The sequence below is a fragment of the Nocardia sp. CA-151230 genome (assembly GCF_050942175.1).
Classification (GTDB): Bacteria; Actinomycetota; Actinomycetes; order Mycobacteriales; family Mycobacteriaceae; genus Nocardia.
Genome location: NZ_CP192061.1, coordinates 4,321,443 through 4,341,614, shown reverse-complemented (window position 1 = coordinate 4,341,614; position 20,172 = coordinate 4,321,443). Strand labels below are relative to the sequence as shown.

At 69.9% G+C, this 20,172-nt stretch carries 7 protein-coding genes; all 7 read right to left on the bottom strand.

What is annotated here, in order from left to right; genetic code table 11:
* Positions 1–6: 6 nt before the first annotated feature.
* The 7 genes from ACQP1O_RS20290 to ACQP1O_RS20260 are packed head-to-tail and all read right to left on the bottom strand — an operon-like array spanning position 7 to position 19,940.
* Complete coding sequence (locus ACQP1O_RS20290; protein WP_433567324.1) at positions 7–1,794, bottom strand: acyl-CoA dehydrogenase family protein; 1,788 nt, start codon at positions 1,792–1,794, stop codon at positions 7–9.
* Complete coding sequence (locus ACQP1O_RS20285; protein ID WP_433567323.1) at positions 1,791–3,608, bottom strand: acyl-CoA dehydrogenase family protein; 1,818 nt, start codon at positions 3,606–3,608, stop codon at positions 1,791–1,793. Before ACQP1O_RS20285 ends, ACQP1O_RS20290 begins: the two co-directional genes overlap by 4 nt.
* A complete protein-coding gene (locus tag ACQP1O_RS20280; protein ID WP_433567322.1) occupies positions 3,605–5,200 on the bottom strand; it encodes a PfaD family polyunsaturated fatty acid/polyketide biosynthesis protein in 1,596 nt (531 codons plus the stop codon). The genes ACQP1O_RS20285 and ACQP1O_RS20280 overlap by 4 nt, the downstream gene beginning before the upstream one ends.
* A complete protein-coding gene (locus tag ACQP1O_RS20275; protein WP_433567321.1) occupies positions 5,197–12,225 on the bottom strand; it encodes a beta-ketoacyl synthase N-terminal-like domain-containing protein in 7,029 nt (2,342 codons plus the stop codon). The genes ACQP1O_RS20280 and ACQP1O_RS20275 overlap by 4 nt, the downstream gene beginning before the upstream one ends.
* A gap of 31 nt (positions 12,226–12,256) precedes the next feature.
* Entirely contained in the window at positions 12,257–18,295 is a 6,039-nt protein-coding gene (locus ACQP1O_RS20270) for an SDR family NAD(P)-dependent oxidoreductase (protein WP_433567320.1), read from the bottom strand.
* A 28-nt stretch (positions 18,296–18,323) separates the two neighbouring features.
* Positions 18,324–18,605: an acyl carrier protein gene (locus ACQP1O_RS20265; RefSeq protein WP_379371594.1), complete on the bottom strand. Its 282-nt coding sequence runs from the start codon at positions 18,603–18,605 to the stop codon at positions 18,324–18,326.
* Between the two features lie 33 nt (positions 18,606–18,638).
* A complete protein-coding gene (locus tag ACQP1O_RS20260; RefSeq protein ID WP_433567319.1) occupies positions 18,639–19,940 on the bottom strand; it encodes an NAD(P)/FAD-dependent oxidoreductase in 1,302 nt (433 codons plus the stop codon).
* Positions 19,941–20,172: the final 232 nt, after the last annotated feature.

Sequence of the window (20,172 nt, the reverse complement as noted above, 5' to 3'; positions counted from 1 at the left end):
TTCCGTTCATTCGTCGGTTCCGGCCTCGCCGGATGCCTGGACCTGGATCTGCCAGTGCGAGAACAGCTTTCGTTCGTCGTGCAGTCGCAGGAGGACCTCGGTGACATGATCGATCTCGGCCACGTCCGTGCATGTCCCGGTCGGGTGGAAGGTGCGCCAGACGCGTTCCAGACACAGCAGCAGGACCGCACCGTCGGGGAACGGATCTGCCAGCACCGCACCGGAATTGACGGTCAGGTGGATGATCGCGGCGGCGGCGTGCAGGGCGCAGTACTGCTCGGCCAGCCGGTACAACTCGGCGGAGGGTCCGTAGGCGCGGCCCAGTCGCTGCTGCAGGTCGCGCTGGTCGGCGGCCAGCCGGTCGACCTCACCCAGCAGCAGGTCGGCCAGGTCGGCCGATCGCTGGAACCAGGCGCGCTGGTCGCCCTCCCGGGCCGCGGCCAGCGCCCGCAGCTTCTCGATCGCGGCCGGCAGCGCCAGCAACACGAGATCACCGTCACGGCAGAACAATTGCTGCTGCGCCGGAACCCATGCGTCGAGCTTGGCGTCGATGTCGTACATGAGCGCGACCTTGGCCTCGGCGGCCGAGCGCTGTTCCGGCGTCGCGGTCGCGCCGCGGGTCAGGATCGTCTCCAGCTGCGCGCCGACGCTCTTCAGGTTCACGACGGTATTGCCGTCGGCGAACACCGAGACCAGAATGTCGCGCAGCATCTTCTGGAAGATGCCGTAGTGCGGGTGCTCACGCAGGTACAGCCGGGCGCCCAGCACCAGGGACAACTGCGACAGCGTGCGTTCCAGCGAGGTCGGCACGAAGTATTTGACGATGGCGGAGAAGATGCCCGCCTGTTCCGGGCAGGCCTGCAGGCCGCGCACGCCCCCGGTCGCGACCGCCTCCGCGAGCAGCAGGTCGGCGAAACTCTCGGCCATCTGGCGGCGGGTGTAGGGAATCTGGGCGACCTTCTGCCCGAAGATCTCCCGGGCGACGATGAAGTCGCAGGTCACTCGCAGGGCGGTGTCGGCCGCGCCGAGGGCGATGCCGCTGATCGTGGTGCGGGCCACCTGCGCGCTCTTGAGGACCAGTTCTAGACCCTGGCCCTCCGCGCCGATGCGGTGGCTGTCCGGTACGAACACCCCGTCGAGCTGGATTCCGCTCAGATCCAGCGCACGCAATCCGTGCAGCCGCTCGTTGGGCACCTCACGCACGGATCCGGCCGGGCACAAACGTTTTTCGACCGCGAACACCGACCAGTCGCCAGGCCCGCCCCGGGCGCCGGTGCGCGCGTGCACGGTGACCACATCGGCGAGCGTCGCGACGCCGATGAGCCACTTCTCACCGGTGAGCAGGTATCCACCGTCGGTCTTCTCGGCGCGCATGTCGTTGGACAGCACGTCGCTGCCGTGGTGGCGTTCGGACAGGCCCCAGGCCATCTTCGCGCCGTTGTTGATCATGGAGACGAATCGGGTGCGCTGGTCGTCACTGCCGCCGATCCAGGTCGGCATGAAGGCCAGGTCGGTCAGCATCAGCGCGCTGGCCGTGGTGGGGTCGCGCCGCGCGACCAGCCGCAGCAGCAGGAAACCGGTCTCGACATCGCCTGCGCGCCCGCCCCATTCGGCGGGCAGGCAGTACTCGTGCACGGCCTGCCGCTGCAGTTCGCCGACCAGTTCGTGCGGAAACTCCTCCAGCTCGTCGTACCGCAGGATGCGCTGGAACGACAGCAGGGTCGCCGGATCGTGGGGATCGCCGAGATGACGTTCGAGTCCCTCGGCGAGCGCGATATTGTGCTGAACGGTCATGCCAGCATCCGTCCTTTCTCGTCTTCCGGGTCCGGGTGAGGTCCGGCCAGCTGGATCGGAGCGGCGGAGAACAGCCGCTGCTCCCGCCGCAACCGCGACACGATGCGGAATGCGGTGTCCGCCACCGGCATCGGGAGCCGGGCGGTGCGCTCCGAGGCCCGGTCCAGCAGCAGCGACAACGCGGCCGTCAGCCAGCCGACCGCGCCGGGCGGGCAGCCGTAGAGCGGGCGATGCCGGTTGAACCACCACAGGTGTACACACGACGCGGCCGCGTGCAGATACGCGATCCGGGCGGCCAGGTCCAGCTGTGCCGGACCACGTTGCCCGGTCGACTGTGCGGCAATCGTCCGGATGTCGGCCGCGGCCGCACTCAGCTCGGCCTCGAGCTGTTCGAGTGCCTCGACCAGCAGGGCCGCATCGGCTTCCAGAACGCCGCGGTCGAGCACGACCGGATCCAGCACGGCCCGGACCTCGGCGAGAACCCCGGCCAGTTCGCCGGTCACCACATCGCGGCCCCGGGTGCTCAGCGCGAGCCGGCCGAATTCCAGCGGGGGCAGCTCCCGACCCAAATCGTATGTGGTAGCGAGCAATTCAGGGTCGCGCTCGATCGCCTTCGCGTCCGCGAAGCAGTTCAACTGCATCGACACCAGGCGCAGATTCGCCGTCGGGCTGGTGTCGAAGTACCGGACCGCGGCATTGTCGGCACGCAGCACGTCGAAGGCGCCCGCAGGGCCCTCGCGCAGCACACTGCGGGTGCCGAGGACATCCGCGCACCGCGCGAACACTTCCTCGGACAGCGCGGTGAGGACCGTCTTCAGCGTCCCGGACCACAGGCTCTGTGTTTCCGGGAAGGTGTGCATCGCGCGCACACACGCCAGAGCGGCAGCGTCGCAGGCGATCAGGGCCGCGGCCGCGGTACCCAGCTCACGGCGGTTGGCCGGGTGGTGATCGACCGGACGGTTCGCGACCAGGTGTCCCCGGGCGAAGTCCAGGCTGAGTCGCAGCGCGCTGTCGGCGCCGGCCAGGTTGGCGGCCGTACTGGTGGCACGCACGATCTGCATGGCCTTCATGGCCGTTTCCATGCCGCGGCCGAGCTGGCCGACCAGCGCGTCGGCGGCGACGGGTACCTGGTCGAAATGGAACTCGGTGAAGTGTGCGCCGCGCATTCCCGCGACGCGCTGGAAACGGATCGAGGTGGCGGAATCCGGTCCCGCGGAGGGCAGGTCGAGCGGATTCTCGAGCAGCACGGCGCTGAAGGCGGCCGGGCCCCGGCCACCCGTGTGGCCGATCACCAGGGCCGCCTCGGCCCGGCGCCCGAAGCCCGCGAGCCATTTCGACCCGTCCAGCCGCCACCCGGCCTCCGACGGTGTCAGCGCGCAGGTATTGGCGAGCAGGTCACTGCCGTGGCCGGGCTCGGAGAACGCGAATCCGATGGAACCGCCGCCGCGCAGCAGCTCGACGACCCGCTGTCGCTGGGCTTCCGAGCCCGCCAGCAGGACGCACGAGGTGGCCGTGATGTCGATCATCGTGGCGGGCATGACGGTCAGATCGCGCCGGGCGGCCACCCGCACCAGCGCGAACATCTCGTCGTAGCGCACCAGATCGCCACCCGCCGCCACGGGCACGTAGGACATTCGCAACGCCGGGCCGGCCGCCTCGGTCAGCGCGTCGGGAAACGCGCCCCGCTCGGCCCGGGTGACCATGGCGGCGAATCCGCATGCGTTCTCCGGGTCGGCGGGATCCCCGAGCGCGGCGTCCAACTCCGCCGCGGCCGAATACAGCTGGGCGGGCGCGATATTCGCTACCGCAGTCACAGCTCGTTCCCGCTCTGATCGGCCGGCGCGGGGCGGAAGTCGCCGCAGCCCCGGGGCATCCGCACCCCGGCCAGCGCGAGCTGATGCACGCGGGAGGTGAAGGCCGCACCGTGCATCAGGTTCCGCGCGACATCGGCGACGCGACGGTTCTCGGCGGCCGCCAGGTAGGAACCGCGAACCCATTCGTTGAAGCTGCCCATCGCCGGGCCGCACCAGATCTGGTAGTCCAGCGTCCGATCGCCCTCGCCGACGACCGCCCACCGCGAGGCCATGCCCAGGTACCAGCGGAAGATGAGCGCCATCTTCCGCTTCGGGTCGCCGGCGGCGCGGGTCAGCTGGTCGGGGTCGCGCCGGGTGAAGTACTCGATCACGTCCTGCCAGACCTCGTCCACGGTGCGGCGCAGGATCTGCCCCTCGAGCCGGGCCAGCTCCGGCTGCGGCAGGGCGTCCAGACCGGGGTAGGCGCAATAGATTTCGTAGAGGCGCTTGGCGCGCATCGCGAACATGGTGCCCTTCTTCAGCACCTGCAGCTCCACGCCGAGCTCGAACATGTCGGCGGCCGGGGCCATGTCCACATCGGCGACGCCGGACTGGGCGAGCAGGTGCCGGACCTCGCTGGAGGTCCCTGCCTCCAGGCAGGATTGGTTCACCGAGCCGGTCACGATGTAGTCGGCGCCCATGGCGAAGGCCGCGGCCGCGGCGATCGGGGTGCCGATGCCGCCGGCGGCGCCGATCCGGACGTCCAGCGGCAGGCCCAGTTCGTGTCGCATCTGATCGCGACGGCGCACCAGCGACGGGAACAGGGTGGTCAGCGGACGGCGGTCGGTGTGGCCGCCGGAGTCGGCCTCGGCGGTGATGTCGTCGGCCAGCGGGACCAGCCGGGCCAGCTCGGCCTGCTCGGCGGTCACCAGACCGGCGGCGACCAGCTCGGCGACCATGGCCTCCGGCGCCGGGCGCATGAACTTCTCGGCGACCTCGGCGCGGGAAACCTTGGCGATCACCCGGTTTCCGGTGATCACCCAGCCGTCGGCGGAACGGGAGAGCCCGGCCACCCGGTAGCGGACGATGTTCGGGGTGATGTCCATGAAGGCCGAGGCCTCGACACAGCGGACGCCGTAGCGCAGGAACAGCTCCACCGCGGCGCGCTCCAGCTCGGCCTCGCTGGGGCTGTGAATCAGGTTGGCGGCGTAGGGAAGTCCCGGAATCTCCGCCGCGAATCGCTGCAGGGCGGCCTCCACTCGCGACGGCAGCAACCCGGCCGCGCCGAACGAGCCGAGGTATCCGTCCCGTGCCAGCGCGATGACATAGTCCTCCGAGGCGATGCCGCCGGCCATCGCGCCACCCATGTAGGCGTACCGGACGCCGTGGTGCGCGCGGAACGCCTGCGAGCCCAGGCTTTCCGGGAGCAGCGGGCCGACCGCGGCGACCACGGACGCGTCGTCGAGCGGCCGGTGCACGCTCAGCCCGGCACCCTCGGGGGTGCGCACCACGTAGACCGACGACTCGAGGTCGGTGAGGGTGTCGTAGCAGCCTTCGACGGTGGTGTGGACAATCGGTTCGACGAAGTCGTCGGTTCCGAGGGTGATGCTCATCGTTCGTCCTCTCGACGGTTGTGCACCTCAACAGCGATGTCTGTGATCTCGTAGATGCGCATGCCCGGCTTCCAGACATTGGCGTCGGCGATGACCAGCGCCCGGCCGTCCTCGCGCCGGATTTCCTTGATGTGCAGGTCGAAGGTCATCGGACCCTCGGTCCGCAGAATCTGACCGCGGTACTTCCAGGTCATCGGCACCCCGACCGGCATGGCGAAGACCGGGTCGTCGAACTCCCCGCCGAGCCCCTCTTCGATGGCGTAGACCTGCAGCGCCTGGATCAGCGCCTCGACGCCCAGCGAACCGGGCATGACCGGGTCGCGGTAGAAGTGGCACTCGAAATACCAGTCGTCGTGGTCGATTTCGCGGTGGCCGCGCAGGTACCCCTGCTCGTACTTGCCGCCGCCGGCGACGATGTCCACGGTGTCGACCATGCGCAGGTGGCCGTCGGCGAGCCGCAGGCCCGGCCGCGAGAACCAGTCGTCCGCGCCGCGCACCTCGAGGGTGCGAATCGCGCTGGGCGGCAGGCTGTCCTGCTGATCCAGCCAGGGCGCGACGTACTTGCCCGCGTCCAGGCCGATCTGGTTGGCCAGCGCGTCGGCGGTGTGATAGCCGAACATGGACTCGCCCTGGTAGAAGAGCTCGCCGTCGGCGAACAGCTCGTACCTGAACTTCTGCAGCGACGTGCCGGGCATGATCTGGTTGAAGGTCATCCGCGTGTGCTGGCGAATCGTCTTGCCGCGCAGGTCGATCTGCTTGACGACACCGGCGGTGCCGTCCAGGTTGCGGATATTGAGCTCCTGCTCCGGCGTGGCCAGGGTGGCGCCCAGGTAGTAGCCGAGCAGAATGGCCGCCTGCAGCGAGGACTCCATGTACACGCAGTTCGGCATGCCGGGGAAGGCGTTCTCGTGGAAGTACCACGCTTCCGGCGGGCAGTCGTACTCGGTCTCCATGGTGGCCCCGGACTTCAATTGGCCACGGACGCCGCCGAATCGCATGATCCGGTCCACGAAGCGGAAGTCCCCGTTGGGGATGTAGGGCGCCTTGCGGTCGGCGTAGATCTCGAATTCCGGCCCCATGGCCGTCGCCAGGTCGCCCTTGGCGGCGTGGGCCAGGTGCAGCTCGTTGATGAACGCGGGCTCTCCGTGGGCGTTGCGCCGGCCGAGGAAGGCCGGGATGCCCCCGGTTTCGGGCCGGTACGGGGTGCCGGGCTTCTCGCGGACCTGCACGCCGAAGTTCTGCATGCTGATCATCGCCTTGTCACCGTCGTAGACGACGATGTCGGCGATGACGGTGGGGCGCGGCAGCATCGACAGCTTGGTGATCTCGACGTGATAGCGCAGGCTGCGCTGGCGCGGCGTGATCTGCCCGCGCACCTTGACCTGCGTCTTCAGACCCGGCACGGACTGGAACTCGCCGTCGGGGACCACCAGGTGCATGCCCAGATACATGGCGTAGACCTGCAGCAGCTGCACGCCGCCCTCGGCGACCAGGGAACCGGCCAGCACCGGGTCACCCGGGAAGTGGCACTTGAAATACCAGCCCTCGGGGTCGAGGTACTTGACCGCGCTCAGCTCACCGATCCCGCACGGGCCGCCGAGCCGGTCGATCACGGTGATCTCGTCGATCATGCGCAGCATCGAATCCGGCAGGCGCAGTGAGCGATTGCAGCCGTCGGCGGTCTGGTCCCAGGCCGGGCCGAACACCTCGGCGGGGCGGCCCTGGGCCAGCAGTTCCAGATCGGCGCCCGACAGCGCGGTCCGGTCGGTGCGCTCCAGCGGCTTGAACCAGGTGCGGCTCATGGCTTCTCGCCGCTTGCGGTCGGCCGCGCTGGTCACCACGCCGAGGGAGTTCTCCAGCTCCGCGCTGGAGAAGAAGCCCGCGCAGGCATTGAGCAGCTCGAGGATGAGCACGTCGTCGGCGTAGCAACGGTAGTTGAAGAAGAACAGCAGGCTGTCGCCGTTCCAGACGAAGCGCGCGATATTGATCTCGTAGCGCAGCGTCTGGCCCTCGCGCGGGAGGCCCCCGTGGAAGACCAGCTCACTGTCGAGCAGGCGGTAGACGCGCTCGCCCTTGTTCCGGAAGTCGATGCCCAGGTAGCTGATCAGCAGCAGGTCGCACTGGCCGGCCTCGATGGTGACCGCGCAGGGCACCAGGCCGTCCACCGAGTACCAGGCACCGACCGGCACGTCGTATTCGGTGGTGATCGACGAGGGCTCGTAGACACCCGGCGTGCCGTTGATTTCGGTGACGCGGGTGACGAAGTGGTAGGGCGGCTCGGGCAGTCGCACCCGGACCGGGTAGGTGTCGTACTCGGCGAAGTCCGGTCCGAAAACGTTGACGACCTTGCCGGAGGCGAACTCCAGCAACTGCGCTTCATCCCACACCACCGGTCGGGCGGGCTCGGCCGGGACGGGCGCATCCGGTACGGCCGGGACGGGCGCATCCGGCACGGCCGGAGGCACCGGTCCGCGGCTCGCCTCGAGGGCGTCGAGACTGGCCAGCGCGAGGGCGTTCTGCACGCGCAGGAAGGATTCGTGCGCCTCGGAGACGCTGAGCCGCATGGGCTGGATGACGCGGGTGCGTGCCGCGACCACATGCGTGGCGACAATGGCCGGCTGCGGTCGGCCGGCTGCCGGCTGCCGCTGGATCGTGGTCGGCTGGACCTGGATCGCCGTCGGCGGCGCCGGGGCGGCAGGCGCCGCGGCGAGCTCGGCGGGACGACGGGACGGTAGAAACACGAACGGTTCTCCCTCGATGACGATGGCATCCGGTTCGACGGTGATCGGAAGCAGAATCTGGACCTCGGCCTCGAAGGCGCGTCGCGTACTCGCCTCGGCCAGAACGGGTTCCGCACGCTCGCGGACCCGCTCGACCAGCGATTCGCCGCCGCAGGTGACCGCGGCGCGGAACGCGGGACGGGCCGGGGCGGACTCGGCGGGGAACAGGCGGTCGAGCCGCACCTCGACCCCGTGGCTCACCAGCCGGGCCAGGGCGGCGCACACCGACTGCCCGGTGGACATGCCGCGGCGGTCCACCGAGACGGCGACGTGCGGACGGTCCCCGAGGGTGTCCCCGATCCAGCGGGTGCACGTCGCGCCCGGGCCGACCTCGATGAACACGCGGAATCCGCGGTCGTAGGCGGTGTCGGTGAGCCGGGCGAAATCGACGGTGGTGCACAGGGTGTCGGCGATGCGGCGGGAGATCACGGCGCGGTCGGACACGTCGACCAGGCCGTAGTCGAAGCTCGACAGCAACTCCAGGTCCGGTCCCGGCGCGCCCAGCGGGTGGTCGTTGAGGGAGGCGAACTCGGCGAACTCGGATTCCACCACGGCGCAGTGCATGACGTGGTTCGCGGGAGCCTTGGCGGACTTGCAGTCCAGCCGGGCGATGAGCTCGCGGACCTGCTCCGCGAAACCCGCCACGACCACTTCGCGCGGAGTGTTGATGTGGGTCAGGTAGACCCGGTCCAGGCCCGCCATCGCCGCACGCACCTGCTCGGCACCGGCGAGCAGCACCTGGGTGGTCCAGACTTCCCGGTCGGGCATCGAATCCGGCAGCTCCCACGCCGAACGGATGAGGCGCTTGGGTCCGCGCAGCTGGTCGATGAACAACGGCGACCGGGTCAGCGCGGCGTCGTCGCGGACGGCGGCGTCCCACACGTCCATCGCGAAGAGCATGCTGCTCTCCCCCAGGCTGTAGCCGAAGCCGCCGTGCGGGCGAATGCCCAAGGCGTCGCGCAACATCCGGGTCGCCAGCACGGCGGCGTTGGTGCCCAGGGCGAGCATGGTCGGGATCGACTCGATGAGCTCGCCCTCGTGCCGCATCAGGGCGGCGCGGTCGACACCCAGCGGCGCGGTCGGGAACAGCGCCGCATGCTTGTACTCGGCCCAGGGCGTGCGGGCGTCACGCTCGAATTCCGACAGCAGGCCCGGGAAGAGGGTGAACAACTCGCGGCCCGCGCCGGGGTAGGCGGTGAAGGCGCCCGGATAGACGAAGGCGATCCGGCCCTCGGCGCCGACCGGGCGCGGCGTGCAGTAGCTGCCGGCGGGCGTCGTCCAATCACGTTGCGCCGCCATCGTTTCCGGCAGGTGCTTCACGGCCGCGGACAGTTCCCGGCGCAGCGCCGTCGCGTCGGCGGCGACGATGGCCGCGACATACCGCCCGCGACGTTCGGCCGTCGCCTGCCGCCGAGCCAGATCCAGCGGTGTGGTGCCGGCGTCGAGCGCGTCCAGGCACGCCTGGGCGGCCGTGGCCAGCTCCCGGCCGCTGTCACCCGACAGCGGCACCAGCAGCGGAGCGACCGAACCCGACCAGTCGAGGGTTTCGACCGCGGGGCGCGCGGGCGGGGCGGACAGGATGATGTGCGCGGCGGCGGCGCCGTCGACCGCGTGCACGGCGGCGACCAGGCGGTCCTCGACCCGGCGGCCGAGCCACGGGACCGGCCCATCGAGCAGCCGCAGCGCGGAATCGGTGAATCCTGCCGTCGCGTCGGCCGTCTCGCCGATTCCGGCTGCGGCGGGCGGCAATTCGCGGTGCCGCAGGCTCAGCGCCGCGGCGACCACACCCACGAGCACGCTCGCCTGCTGGGTGTCGCCCAACAGCGGCGGGTGGCCGGCCAGCGCGCAACCGGGGATCTCACTGCCGCGGTCGGCGTAGAGCCGGGCGAGCTCGCCGAGCCGCTCGGCATCCAGGTCGGCGGCCAGTTCCAGATACCCGATGTCGTCCAGCGTCAGATCGTGGGCGGTGAGCGCCGAGCGCACCTTGTCCGCCAGCGATTCCGGGCCGGCGGCATCGGTCACCACCGCGTCGATGGTGAGCGCGGAGTCCGCCGCCGCCCGGGTGAGCACCACGGCCGCCGCGCCATCGCCCAGCACCGGGCGGGCGCCGTCGGCGAGAGCCGTTCGCACGAGGGTGTTCTCGTAGCCGGCGGCCAGCTCGACACCCCCGACGAGAACGGCCTCGACGCTCGGATCGAGCAGCAGCAGGGACGCGATCTCGAGAGCGCGGGCGCCGCCGGTGGCATCGGCCGACACCGTGAACGCCGGACCGGTGAAGTTGTGCGCGGAGGCGATGCGCGCCGCCATGACGTTGCCGATGTAGCTCAGCACCTCGTTGGCGCCGATCGGGTCGTGCACGCCGGCGCGGACCGCGGCCTCCAGCCGGTCGAGCTCGTCCGCGGTGAGATCCATTCCGGTGCGGGCGCATTCGGACCGCACGTGCGCGCCGATGTCGAAGCGGGCGCGGTGCGCGTGCGAACGCGGCTCCATCTCCATGGCGATCACCACGCCGATGCGGCGCTCGGTGCGGTCCTTGGCCGACGTGGCGGCGAGTCCGGCCTCGGCCAGCGCCTCGTCCGCGGCCTCGAACAGCAGCAGGTGCTGCGGATTGGCCTGGGCGAGTTCGGCGGGCGGCATGCGGTAGCCCCGCACGTCCACCTCGACGCTGCCGATGTACCCGGCATCGGAGTCCGCATCGAGTTCGGTGATACCGAGCGATTCCGCGCCGTACCAACGGGTTTCGGGGCGCTGAACGAGCGCGGCGCGCCCCGCGCGGCGGGCGCGGCGCAGCGCGGGCACCCCGGCGACCTCACCCACCCGCACGCCGAGACCGCTGATCGCCATCTGGATCGGCTGCGGCGCGGCGGTTTCCGGGGCGGCGTCCACCGCGTCGGTCAGCACGAGGTGAGCGTTGGTGCCACCGAATCCGAAGGCGGACACACCCGCTCGGCGGGCCCGCTCGCCGGTGCCGGGCCACGGCTGGGTGGCCGTCACGAGCCGATCGGCCGCATGTTCCGCGCCGCTCGGCCGGATCGGCTCGGTGGCGGTCGGCGTGGCGGGAATGATGCCGTGCCGCATGGCCAGAATCGCCTTGAGGACGCTGGTGAATCCGGCGACGGTGAGCAGGTGGCCCACATTGCCCTTCACCGACCCGAGCAGCGGCACCCGGTCCGCGCCGAAGAATTCGGTGAGCCCACGCAGTTCGATCGGATCGCCGACCGGGGTGCCGGTCGCGTGGCATTCGATGTAGTCGACGGTCGCCGGGTTCACGCCCGCGCCGTACGCCTGCCGGTAGGTGGCGAGTTGCCCGGAGATGTTGGGCACCAGCGGATGCGCGCCGGCGCCGTCGTTGCCGAGGGCGATGGATTCCACCACCGCATGGATGCGGTCGCCGTCGCGCACCGCGTCGGCGAGCCGCTTGAGCACCAGCACGCCCGCGCCCTGGCCGGTGACGATGCCGGTGGACGCCGAATCGAAGGGCTGGCTGACGCCATTGCCCGGGTAGGCGTGCAGGTCGCTGAAGGACAGGTGGATCAGCAAGGGATCCGGGGCGCACACCGCGCCGGCGAGGACCACGTCGGCCACGCCGGTGGCGAGGTAGTCGCGGGCCAGGCTCATGCTGTACAGCGCCGAGGAGCAGGCAGCGTCCAGCGCCAGGCGCGGACCACCCAGCCCGAGCGCGTCGCCCACGACGGTCGCGGGCAGCCCGGACGGCCAGAGCGACCGCACCGGCGCGTCCGGCTGCCACGATCGGGACTCGCTGTCCGGCACGGGAAGTCCGGCCAGCCGCAGTCCCCTGCTGACGCCCGCGCGGAACATCGGCAGGCACAGCCTGACCGACTGCTCCGTCGGGAAGGAGTAGTTGCCGAGGACGAGTCCGGTGCGGGCGAGCGCCGGATCGTCCTCGGCGATCCCGGCATCGGCCAGTGCCTGCCGGATCGCATACAGCGGCCACTGGACCACCGCGCCGAGGCCCTCGAGGGTCTGCGCGTCGATGCGCAGGCCGTCGTGGTCCATTTCGGGTTCGGTCACGAAACCACCACGCACGGAGGTGATTCCGTGGGTCTCGTCACCCCACGCGCCCGGCGTCGCCGGGTCCGCGCCGAAGGTGTCGGCGGTGCCCGCCCGGCGCAGGTCGGCGCCGGCGAGCAGGTTGTCCCAGAACTGCTGGGGCGTATTCGCGCCCGGGAGCAGGCAGCCGATGCCGACGATGGCGATCGGCGTACCGCTGTATGTGTCCGACATGGATGTCACACTGTCCGATCCGATTGATCCGTCAGGAATGGAATTTCGCGCCCAGAGCGGCGTCCGCCACCAACTGCACCGCCTCGAAGCGCAACAGCACGCGGCCGTCGCGAGCGCAGGCGGTGACCGTGCCTCTGGCCACTGAACCGTTGATCTGGAGGGCATCCACGACCACCAGGAATTCACCCGTCCCGGGCAGGGCGTCGTACACCTCGACCGCGCCGATCGCCGTCGGCAGGCTGTTCAGCCCGACGGTCCGGTGCACCTGCACCAGTGCCGCTTGCAGCAGCAGATCGGCCGACTCCGGGGAGTACTGCCCCGCGGCGAATTCGCCTGCGCCGAGCCGAGACTCGACCGCACGGCACACCGCCACCAACCGCCCGTCCGCCGCCGCCACCGTGCCGGTGATCGCGGCCAGGGTCGGTCCGTGGAACAGCACGCCGTCGATGTAGGCCGTGACCGGTTCGACGACGCTCAGATCGGGCAGGGTGAGAGCCGGTGCGGCGCCGGCCGGTTCCGCCGGAACCTGCGCGCGGAAGCGCGGGCGGCCGGTCGAGTCGGTGACCAGCACCTGCTCCCCCGTGACCGCCAGATCCAGGTGCTGCGGTGCGTCCTCGTCGAGCACCACGCCCTTGAGGACCGAGAAGTCGGTCAGCCGGGTGGCCGGGATGCCGCGCAGACGCTGCGCCGCACCCAGGATCGCACCCACCGCCGCCGTCGCCGGCAGCACCGGGATCCCGCCGATGGCGTGGTCGGACAGCACCTCGTCGTCCGCCAGACCGGTCATCGGCAACCGCAGTACCGTTGTCCCACTCGCGATCTCACGCGGTGGCTTCGCCGACAGCGGCTGGTTCGGCCCGACCACGACCACCACGTCGTGGGAGCGGGCCGTGCTGAACTGCTCGGCGAAGAAGTCCACGCCCGTCGGCAGCGGAATCAGCGTGACACCGCGTTCGGCGAACATCCGCTCCAGCTCCGGAGTCACCATGCCGCCCGCCCAGGCGCCCCAGTTCACCGAGGTGACGCGGGTGCCCGGAAGACGGTTGCGCAGGGCGGCGGCGACGCGGTTGAGCGCCTCGTTCGCACTGGCGTAGCTGGACTGCCCACGGTTGCCGAAGAATCCGGCGATCGAGGAGAACAGCACCACATGGTTCAGGCGGTCCGCACCGATGGCGTCCAGCACCGAGCGCAACCCGGCCAGTTTGGTCGCCAGTACCGGACCGACGTCAGCGCTGCGCTGATCGACGATCGCCTTGTCCGCGAGCACGCCCGCCCCGTGCACCAGGCCGGTGATCCGGTCCCGGTGCGGTTGCAGCGCGGCAACGGTGGCGGCGGCGTCGGTCACGTCCACGGCCAGGTACTCCGCGGTCGCGCCGGTCGCCCGGATGGCCGCGAGGGTTTCCCGGATCTCCCGGCCCGCGATGAGCCCGCGGTAGATCCGCTCCACGTCGCGCGGCGTCGGCTTGGTGCCCGCCGCCCGCAGCTCGCCCACGATGGCGCCCTTGAGCGCGCCGTCGGGAACGCCTGCGGCCCAGGCGGGTTCGTCGCCGAGTGCACTGCGGCCCAGCAGCAGCAGGCCGCTGCGGTAGCGCCGGGCCAGGCCGATGGCGCACGCCGCGGTGACGCCGCGGCCACCACCGGTGACCACGAGCAGATCCGCCTCGGTGGGCTCGGCGACCGCATCACCCTGCGGGAGCAGGGGATCGGTGCCGTCCTCGATGGTCGCGGTCAGCGTGCGGCGGCTCAGGTCCGCCGCCACGCCGACCTCGACGGCCGAGGTGTCCGCATCGGTGATCTCCGCGATCAGCTGGGCCACCGCCTGCTCGCCGGTGAGTTCCGGGCTCAGGTCGACAGCGCGGCAGAACAGCGAAGGCGCTTCGATCGCCAGGGTTTTCACCAGGCCCGGCAGTCCGCCGAGGAGTCCGGCGGCATCGCTGCCGCCGGACAGGCCCAGGAGCCCATCGATCCGGCTGACCGTGACGAAGCCCGCGCGTCCGTGTTCTGCGGTCCGTTCCAGCGGGCGCTGGACGGAAGCCGCTGTCAGCAGTGCGGATTCGAGGGTCACGATGGACTCCGACCATCCGGCCGGGGCATCCGGAGCCAGGAACAGCACCAGATCCACCCGATCGGCCGGCGCCTCCGTGCCACGCTGCACGGTCCAGCCCGCCGCCTCGAGGGCTGCGGAGATCGGTTCGGTCAGGGCGCTACCGTCGCCGGCGACCAGCGCCACCGGCTGTTCGGCGTAGGCCCCGACCAGAGTGAGGACAGAAGGAATCTCGACAAGGCGCGCCTGCATCCGGCCAATCCGGGACGCGCCGTCAGCTTTTGGGAGAACCGCCTCCACCCCATTGGCACCGGCGAGCGCGCCGCTGATGAAGGTGACGATGCCACCCAGGGTCCGCAGCTCACCCATCTGCTCGGGTCCGGCCTGCGGGCTGTCGGGGAAGCGCTCCTGCAGCGCGCCCATGATCTCGACTCGCTTGATGGAGTCGATGCCGAGGTCGGCCTCGACGTCCATGTCCATGTCGAGCATGTCGGTCGGGTAACCGGTCTTCTCGGCCACGACCTCCAGCAGGGCCTGCTGGACGACCTCGGTGGTGTCACCGGCGGGGGCGGCGGCGGCCGGGGCGGGAGCCGGGGCAGCGGCGACGGGAGCGGCAACCGGGGCGGCCGGAACCACGGGAGCGGCAACCGGAGCGACCGGCGCGGCGGGGGCGGCGACCGGAGCGGCGGGAGCAGCGACGGCCACAGGCTGAGAGACGGGCTGAGCGACGGCCACGGGCTGGGCGACCGGGGCAGGCGCCGCAGCGGCGATGGCCTGGGTGTGGGCGGACTGACCCACGTTCAGCTCGGGACGCGGCAGGCGCTCGACCGGGCGGCGCACGGCCGGGGCGACACCGCCCATGCCGGCCTCCAGGTACGCGAAGCCCAGCAGCACCTCGCTGGCCTGGCTGTGCGCCTGGCCGATCGCGACGCTGTGGTCACTGACCGAGGCCAGACCGGCGACGGTGCGGTCGGTCAGGTTGCCCTGCAGCGCGTCGTATTCCAGGATGCCGCTGAGCCTTTCGGCCACCCGCAGCTGGCTGCTCAGGTACTCGCGGTGCAGCGCGAGGTGGTCACCGGCCATGGTGTCGGACCCGGTCGTCACCGGCGCCGCGGCCGGAGCCGGGGTGCCGTGGCCATTGCCGTTCCCGTTGCCCGGGGCCGGCGCCGGCGCCGGAGCGGCCTCCGGCCGGGGCACCTGATAGCCGTTCTCGAGTGCGTCCCGATAAGCGCCGCGGCGCTCCTCGGAGACGTAGTTGATGCCGTTCAACGGAATCCTCATTCCTTTGGTTTCGACTACATCGGGGGCTGTGACGCTGTAGCGGTTGAATCCGGCGAGCGGCAGACCCAGGACCGCGAGGCGGGCCGCGAGCTGCTTGAGCGAGCGGTCGCCGTCCGTGGCGGGGCCGGCATCCGCGGCCAGCACCACGACGTCGTCGCGGTCGGCCAGGATCTTGCGCACCAGTCCGGAAAGCACTGACTTGGGACCGAATTCGACGAACACCCGGTACCCGGCCTCGTACATCTCGAGCACGCGCGGCGCGAACGAGACCGGCTGCGACAGCTGCTCGACCAGGACCGATCGGTTGCGGTCGAGGTCCGTGCCGTACTCCGCGCCGGCGGTGTTCGCGAACACCGGGATCGAGGGAGCGGCGCAGACCGCCTCGGCCACCGCGGCGCGGAAGGCCGAAACACCGTGTGCGACATAGGAGGTGTGGAACGCCGCCGACACCGGCAGCAGGCTCGCGCCCAGACCGAGCCGGTCGGCCTCCTCGGCGAAGGCGCGCACCGCATCGGTGCCGCCGCCCACGACCGTCTGCTCCGGGGCATTGAGGTTGCAGATCACCACATCCGGGTGGGCCGCCAGCAGCTCGGTGAGCTGCTCGGGGCCACAGCGGAGCGCCGCCATGGTGCCCCGGTCGGACGCGCCCTCGGGCAGCTGGGCCATGGCCTGGCCGCGAGCCCGGGCCAGGCGGTGGAAGGTGTCGTCGTCCAGGGCGCCGGCCGCCCACAGGGCGGTGAGCTCACCGAAGCTGTGTCCCAGGGTGCCTTCCGCGTCGAAACCCAGCTCCAGCAGGTACCGGTACTGGCCGGAGGACAGCGCGCCGATCGCGGGCTGGGCGAAGTCCGTGCGGCGCAACGCCTCTTCCTGGCCCGCGGCCGTCTCGGGATCGAAGGCCTGCGGCGGGTAGATCACCCGGCTCAGCGGCTCGGCGGGCTCCGAGATCCGGCTGGCGGCGTCGAGGGTGGCACGCACCGGCGGCACGGCCAGCGCGGTCCGCACGCCCATGCCGACGTACTGGCTGCCCTGACCGGCGAACAGCGCGGCGATCTTGCCGGGCACCGCGGCCCGGCGGCGGTACCAGGCGCCGCCCGGCAGCTCGAAGGCTTCGGCGTTCGGCTCGGTGCGCAACCGCTCGATCGCCTTGTCCCGCAGCGTGTTCAGTTCGGCGGCGTCACGTGCGACCACCGCCAGGCGGGCCTGCCCGGCCTCGATCGGCGCCTCCAGGTCGCCGCCCGACGGCTGCGCCGCGACCGCGGCCAGCAGCGCCTCGGCGTCCGCGCCCTGCCACACGTGCACCCGGTAATCGCGGTGCAGCGCACGGGCATCCGCCCCGGCCGGGTCGTATTCCTCGAGCACGCAGTGGAAATTGGTGCCACCGAATCCGAACGACGAGCTCGCCGCCCGGCGCCGGTCGCGATTCGGCTCCAGCAGCCACGGCCGGGTCGTGGTGTTCACCCAGAACGGCGAGTTCGGGAAGTCGACGGACTCCTTGGGCTTGTCGACATTGATCGTCGGCGGCAGCACCTTCTGGTGCAACGCCATCGAGAGCTTGATCAGCCCCGCCGCGCCGGCCGCCGCCTTGGTGTGGCCGATCTGCGATTTGACGCTGCCGACCGCGCAGAACTGCTTGTCGTCGCTCGCGTCGGCGAAAACCTCACGCAGCGCCGACAATTCGGTCACATCGCCGACCGCGGTACCGGTGCCGTGGCATTCCACGAGACCGATCTGCTCCGGCCCGAATCCGGCGTCGTCGTAGGCGCGCTTGAGCGCGACGATCTGGCCTTCCTTGCGCGGGGCGTAAATGCTCTTGAAACGCCCGTCACTGGAACTGCCGATACCGCGCAGCACCGAGTAGATGCGGTCGCCGTCGCGTTCGGCGTCGGCCAGTCGCTTGAGGGCCAGCATGCCCATGCCCTCGCCGATCATGGTGCCGTCCGAGTTCTCGTCGAACGGGCGGATCATGCCGGACTTGGACAGCGCGGGAGTCTTGCTGAAGCACAGGTACATCAGGATGGTGTTCTCGGCGTCGCAGCCACCGCTGATCATCAGATCGGCACGGCCGGACACCAGTTCGGCGACCGCCATGTGCACGGCGGCAAGCGAACTCGCGCACGCGGCGTCGACGGTGCAGTTGGTGCCACCGAGGTCGAAACGGTTGGCGATGCGGCCGGCGACGACGTTGCCGAGCATGCCCGGGAAGGAGTTCTCCTCCCAGGGCGCGAAGGCCTTCACGAACTTCGCCGCGATCTCCTCGGCGTCCTGGTCGCTGAGCCCGCAGCTGCGCACGACCTCCTTGAGGACCGGCGTCTGCAGGCGCGTGGCCAGCGGCTGGGTGAGCGAGTTCGCGCCGGTGATACCGAGAATCACGCCGGTGCGGCTCGAGTCGTACCAGTTCGAGTCGAGGGCGCCCGCGTCCGCGAGGGTTTGCTTGGCGACCACCAGGCTCAGCAGCTGCAGGACGTCGGTGACCTCCAGCTGGTTCGGCGGCAGGCCGAATTCGAGCGGGTTGAAGTCGATCGTCGGAATGAAGCCGCCGCGTTTGACGTAGGTCTTGTCCGGCGCACTGGGATCCGGGTCGTAGTAATCCTCGATCCGCCAATGCGATTCCGGCACATCCTCGATGCAGTCGGCGGCCTCGACCACATTCGACCAGAATTCCGAGAGATCGGCGGAACGCGGGAACAACGCGCCCAGGCCGACGATGGCGATAGGCGTATCGCCGAGCTTCATCCGATTGTCCATTGCACTTTTCCTTGGCTGGAGCGTCCGGTCAGGCCGCCGCGAGGCGGTCCTTCTCGGTGACGATGTAGCGGGCGAGTTCGGCGATGGTCGGGTGGTACCACAGCGCGGTGGTCTCCAGTTCGAAACCGAGCCAGGATTCCAGTTCGTTCCCCAGCACCAGGGCCTCGGTGGAATCCAGGCCGAAAGAATCGAAGAAATCGTCGAAGGAAATCTCGGACGGCTCTGCCTGCAATTTGAAAGCAATCTTCTCGGCCAGCCAGTCCTGAACCTGCTCGACGGTGAGATCGGGGGTGTCAATCTTGTCGGTCATGATCAAACTCCAACAAACTGTAGGTAATTCGGGTCAGCGAGCGTTCTCGACGGAAAGGCTCTGAACGACCGCATCGGCGGCGGCCGCACCGGAATCGAAGGCCGACTCGTGGCTGCCCACGATGTCGATGCCCATCTTCCGGGAGTGGAAATACGAGCCGGCGAACTTCACTCGGGAGTCACCGGCATTGATGGTGTGAATCTTGGACTGCAAGGACCGCGCCTCGACGGTGAACACCGGGTGCCGATAGTCGAATTCGCGGATCATCTTCTCCGGCGCGACGTCGAACGGATAGTCCAGCGTCAGGAAGTAGTCGGTCGCACTGGTGAAGTCGTGCAACTGGTTGAGGTAGTAGACGACCCAGGTGCTCATATCGTCATTGCTGCCCGCGCGCGCGTAATTCCAGCTGCGCCACTTCTCCCGGTCGGCCGGCATGCACGCGGCATCGGTGTGCAGGGCGGCGCGGGTGTGGTTGTAGCGGATCGCCTCCAGCATGCGCTGGGCCGGCGTCGGCTCGGCCAGCATTGCCAGCGCGTCATCGGCGTGCGCGGCGATGATCACCTCGTCGAAGCGCTCGGTGCCGGCGCCGGCGGAGACGATCACACCCTCCGCGTCCTCGGCGACCCGGTCGACGCTCGTGCCCAGTCGCACCTGCTGACCGGCTTCGGCCAGGCGTTCCAGTGCGGCACGCACGTAGGTGATGCTGCCGCCGGTCACTGTCCGCCAGGGCGCGGTCCGCCCGCCCAGGCCCTCCCGGCCGTGGCCGAGGAAGAAGGCGATCACGGTCGCGGCGGGCATGTCCCAGATCCGGTCCGCGGGCACCGACCAGGCGGCGGTCGCTACCAGCACCACGAACCCGTACCGGAAGGTGTCGCTGTAGCCGTTGGCGGTCAGGTATTCACCGAGCGGCATCTCGGCCTGCTTGCGGATGAAGTGCTTCGGTGACTCTTCGTAGAAGCGCTCGGCCTCGGTCCACAGCTGTACGAAGTCTTCGGGATACTTGGCCCGAATCGCGGCCTCATCCAGTTCGAAATCATCCGACACGTAGCAGACCCCGGTGTCGGCATTGTTGAAACTGAAGCGGCCCGGATGGGCCTGACAAGCGACCCCGAGATCAGCGAAGAACTGAGTGATCTTCTGGTAGTGCGGTTCGTTGTAGACGATGAATGCGGTGTCCAGACCGAGGGTCCGGCCGGCGTCGGTCACCTCGACCGAGTTGGCATGCCCACCGGCATTCGATTCCTTCTCGAATACGGTCACATCGGCGTGCCCACGCAGATGATAAGCGGCCGAGATACCTGCTATTCCGGCGCCGATCACAGCAACCTTTGCCATGCCCATCCCTTCACGGTTGATCACGATCCGGTATCACCATAAACAGGAGGGCGGCCGGCGCAGAACGCCACGAAGGGAGCACGCGGGCATGTATCCAAAGAGGTATTCGAGGCGCGACGGTAGTCTGCGAGACTGCGACCATGGCGATCGACAGAACGACGTCTGTACACCCTTGGAAAACCGAAGCCTATCGAATTGTTAATCTAGCACGAACTGTCCGCCTCTGTTTCGC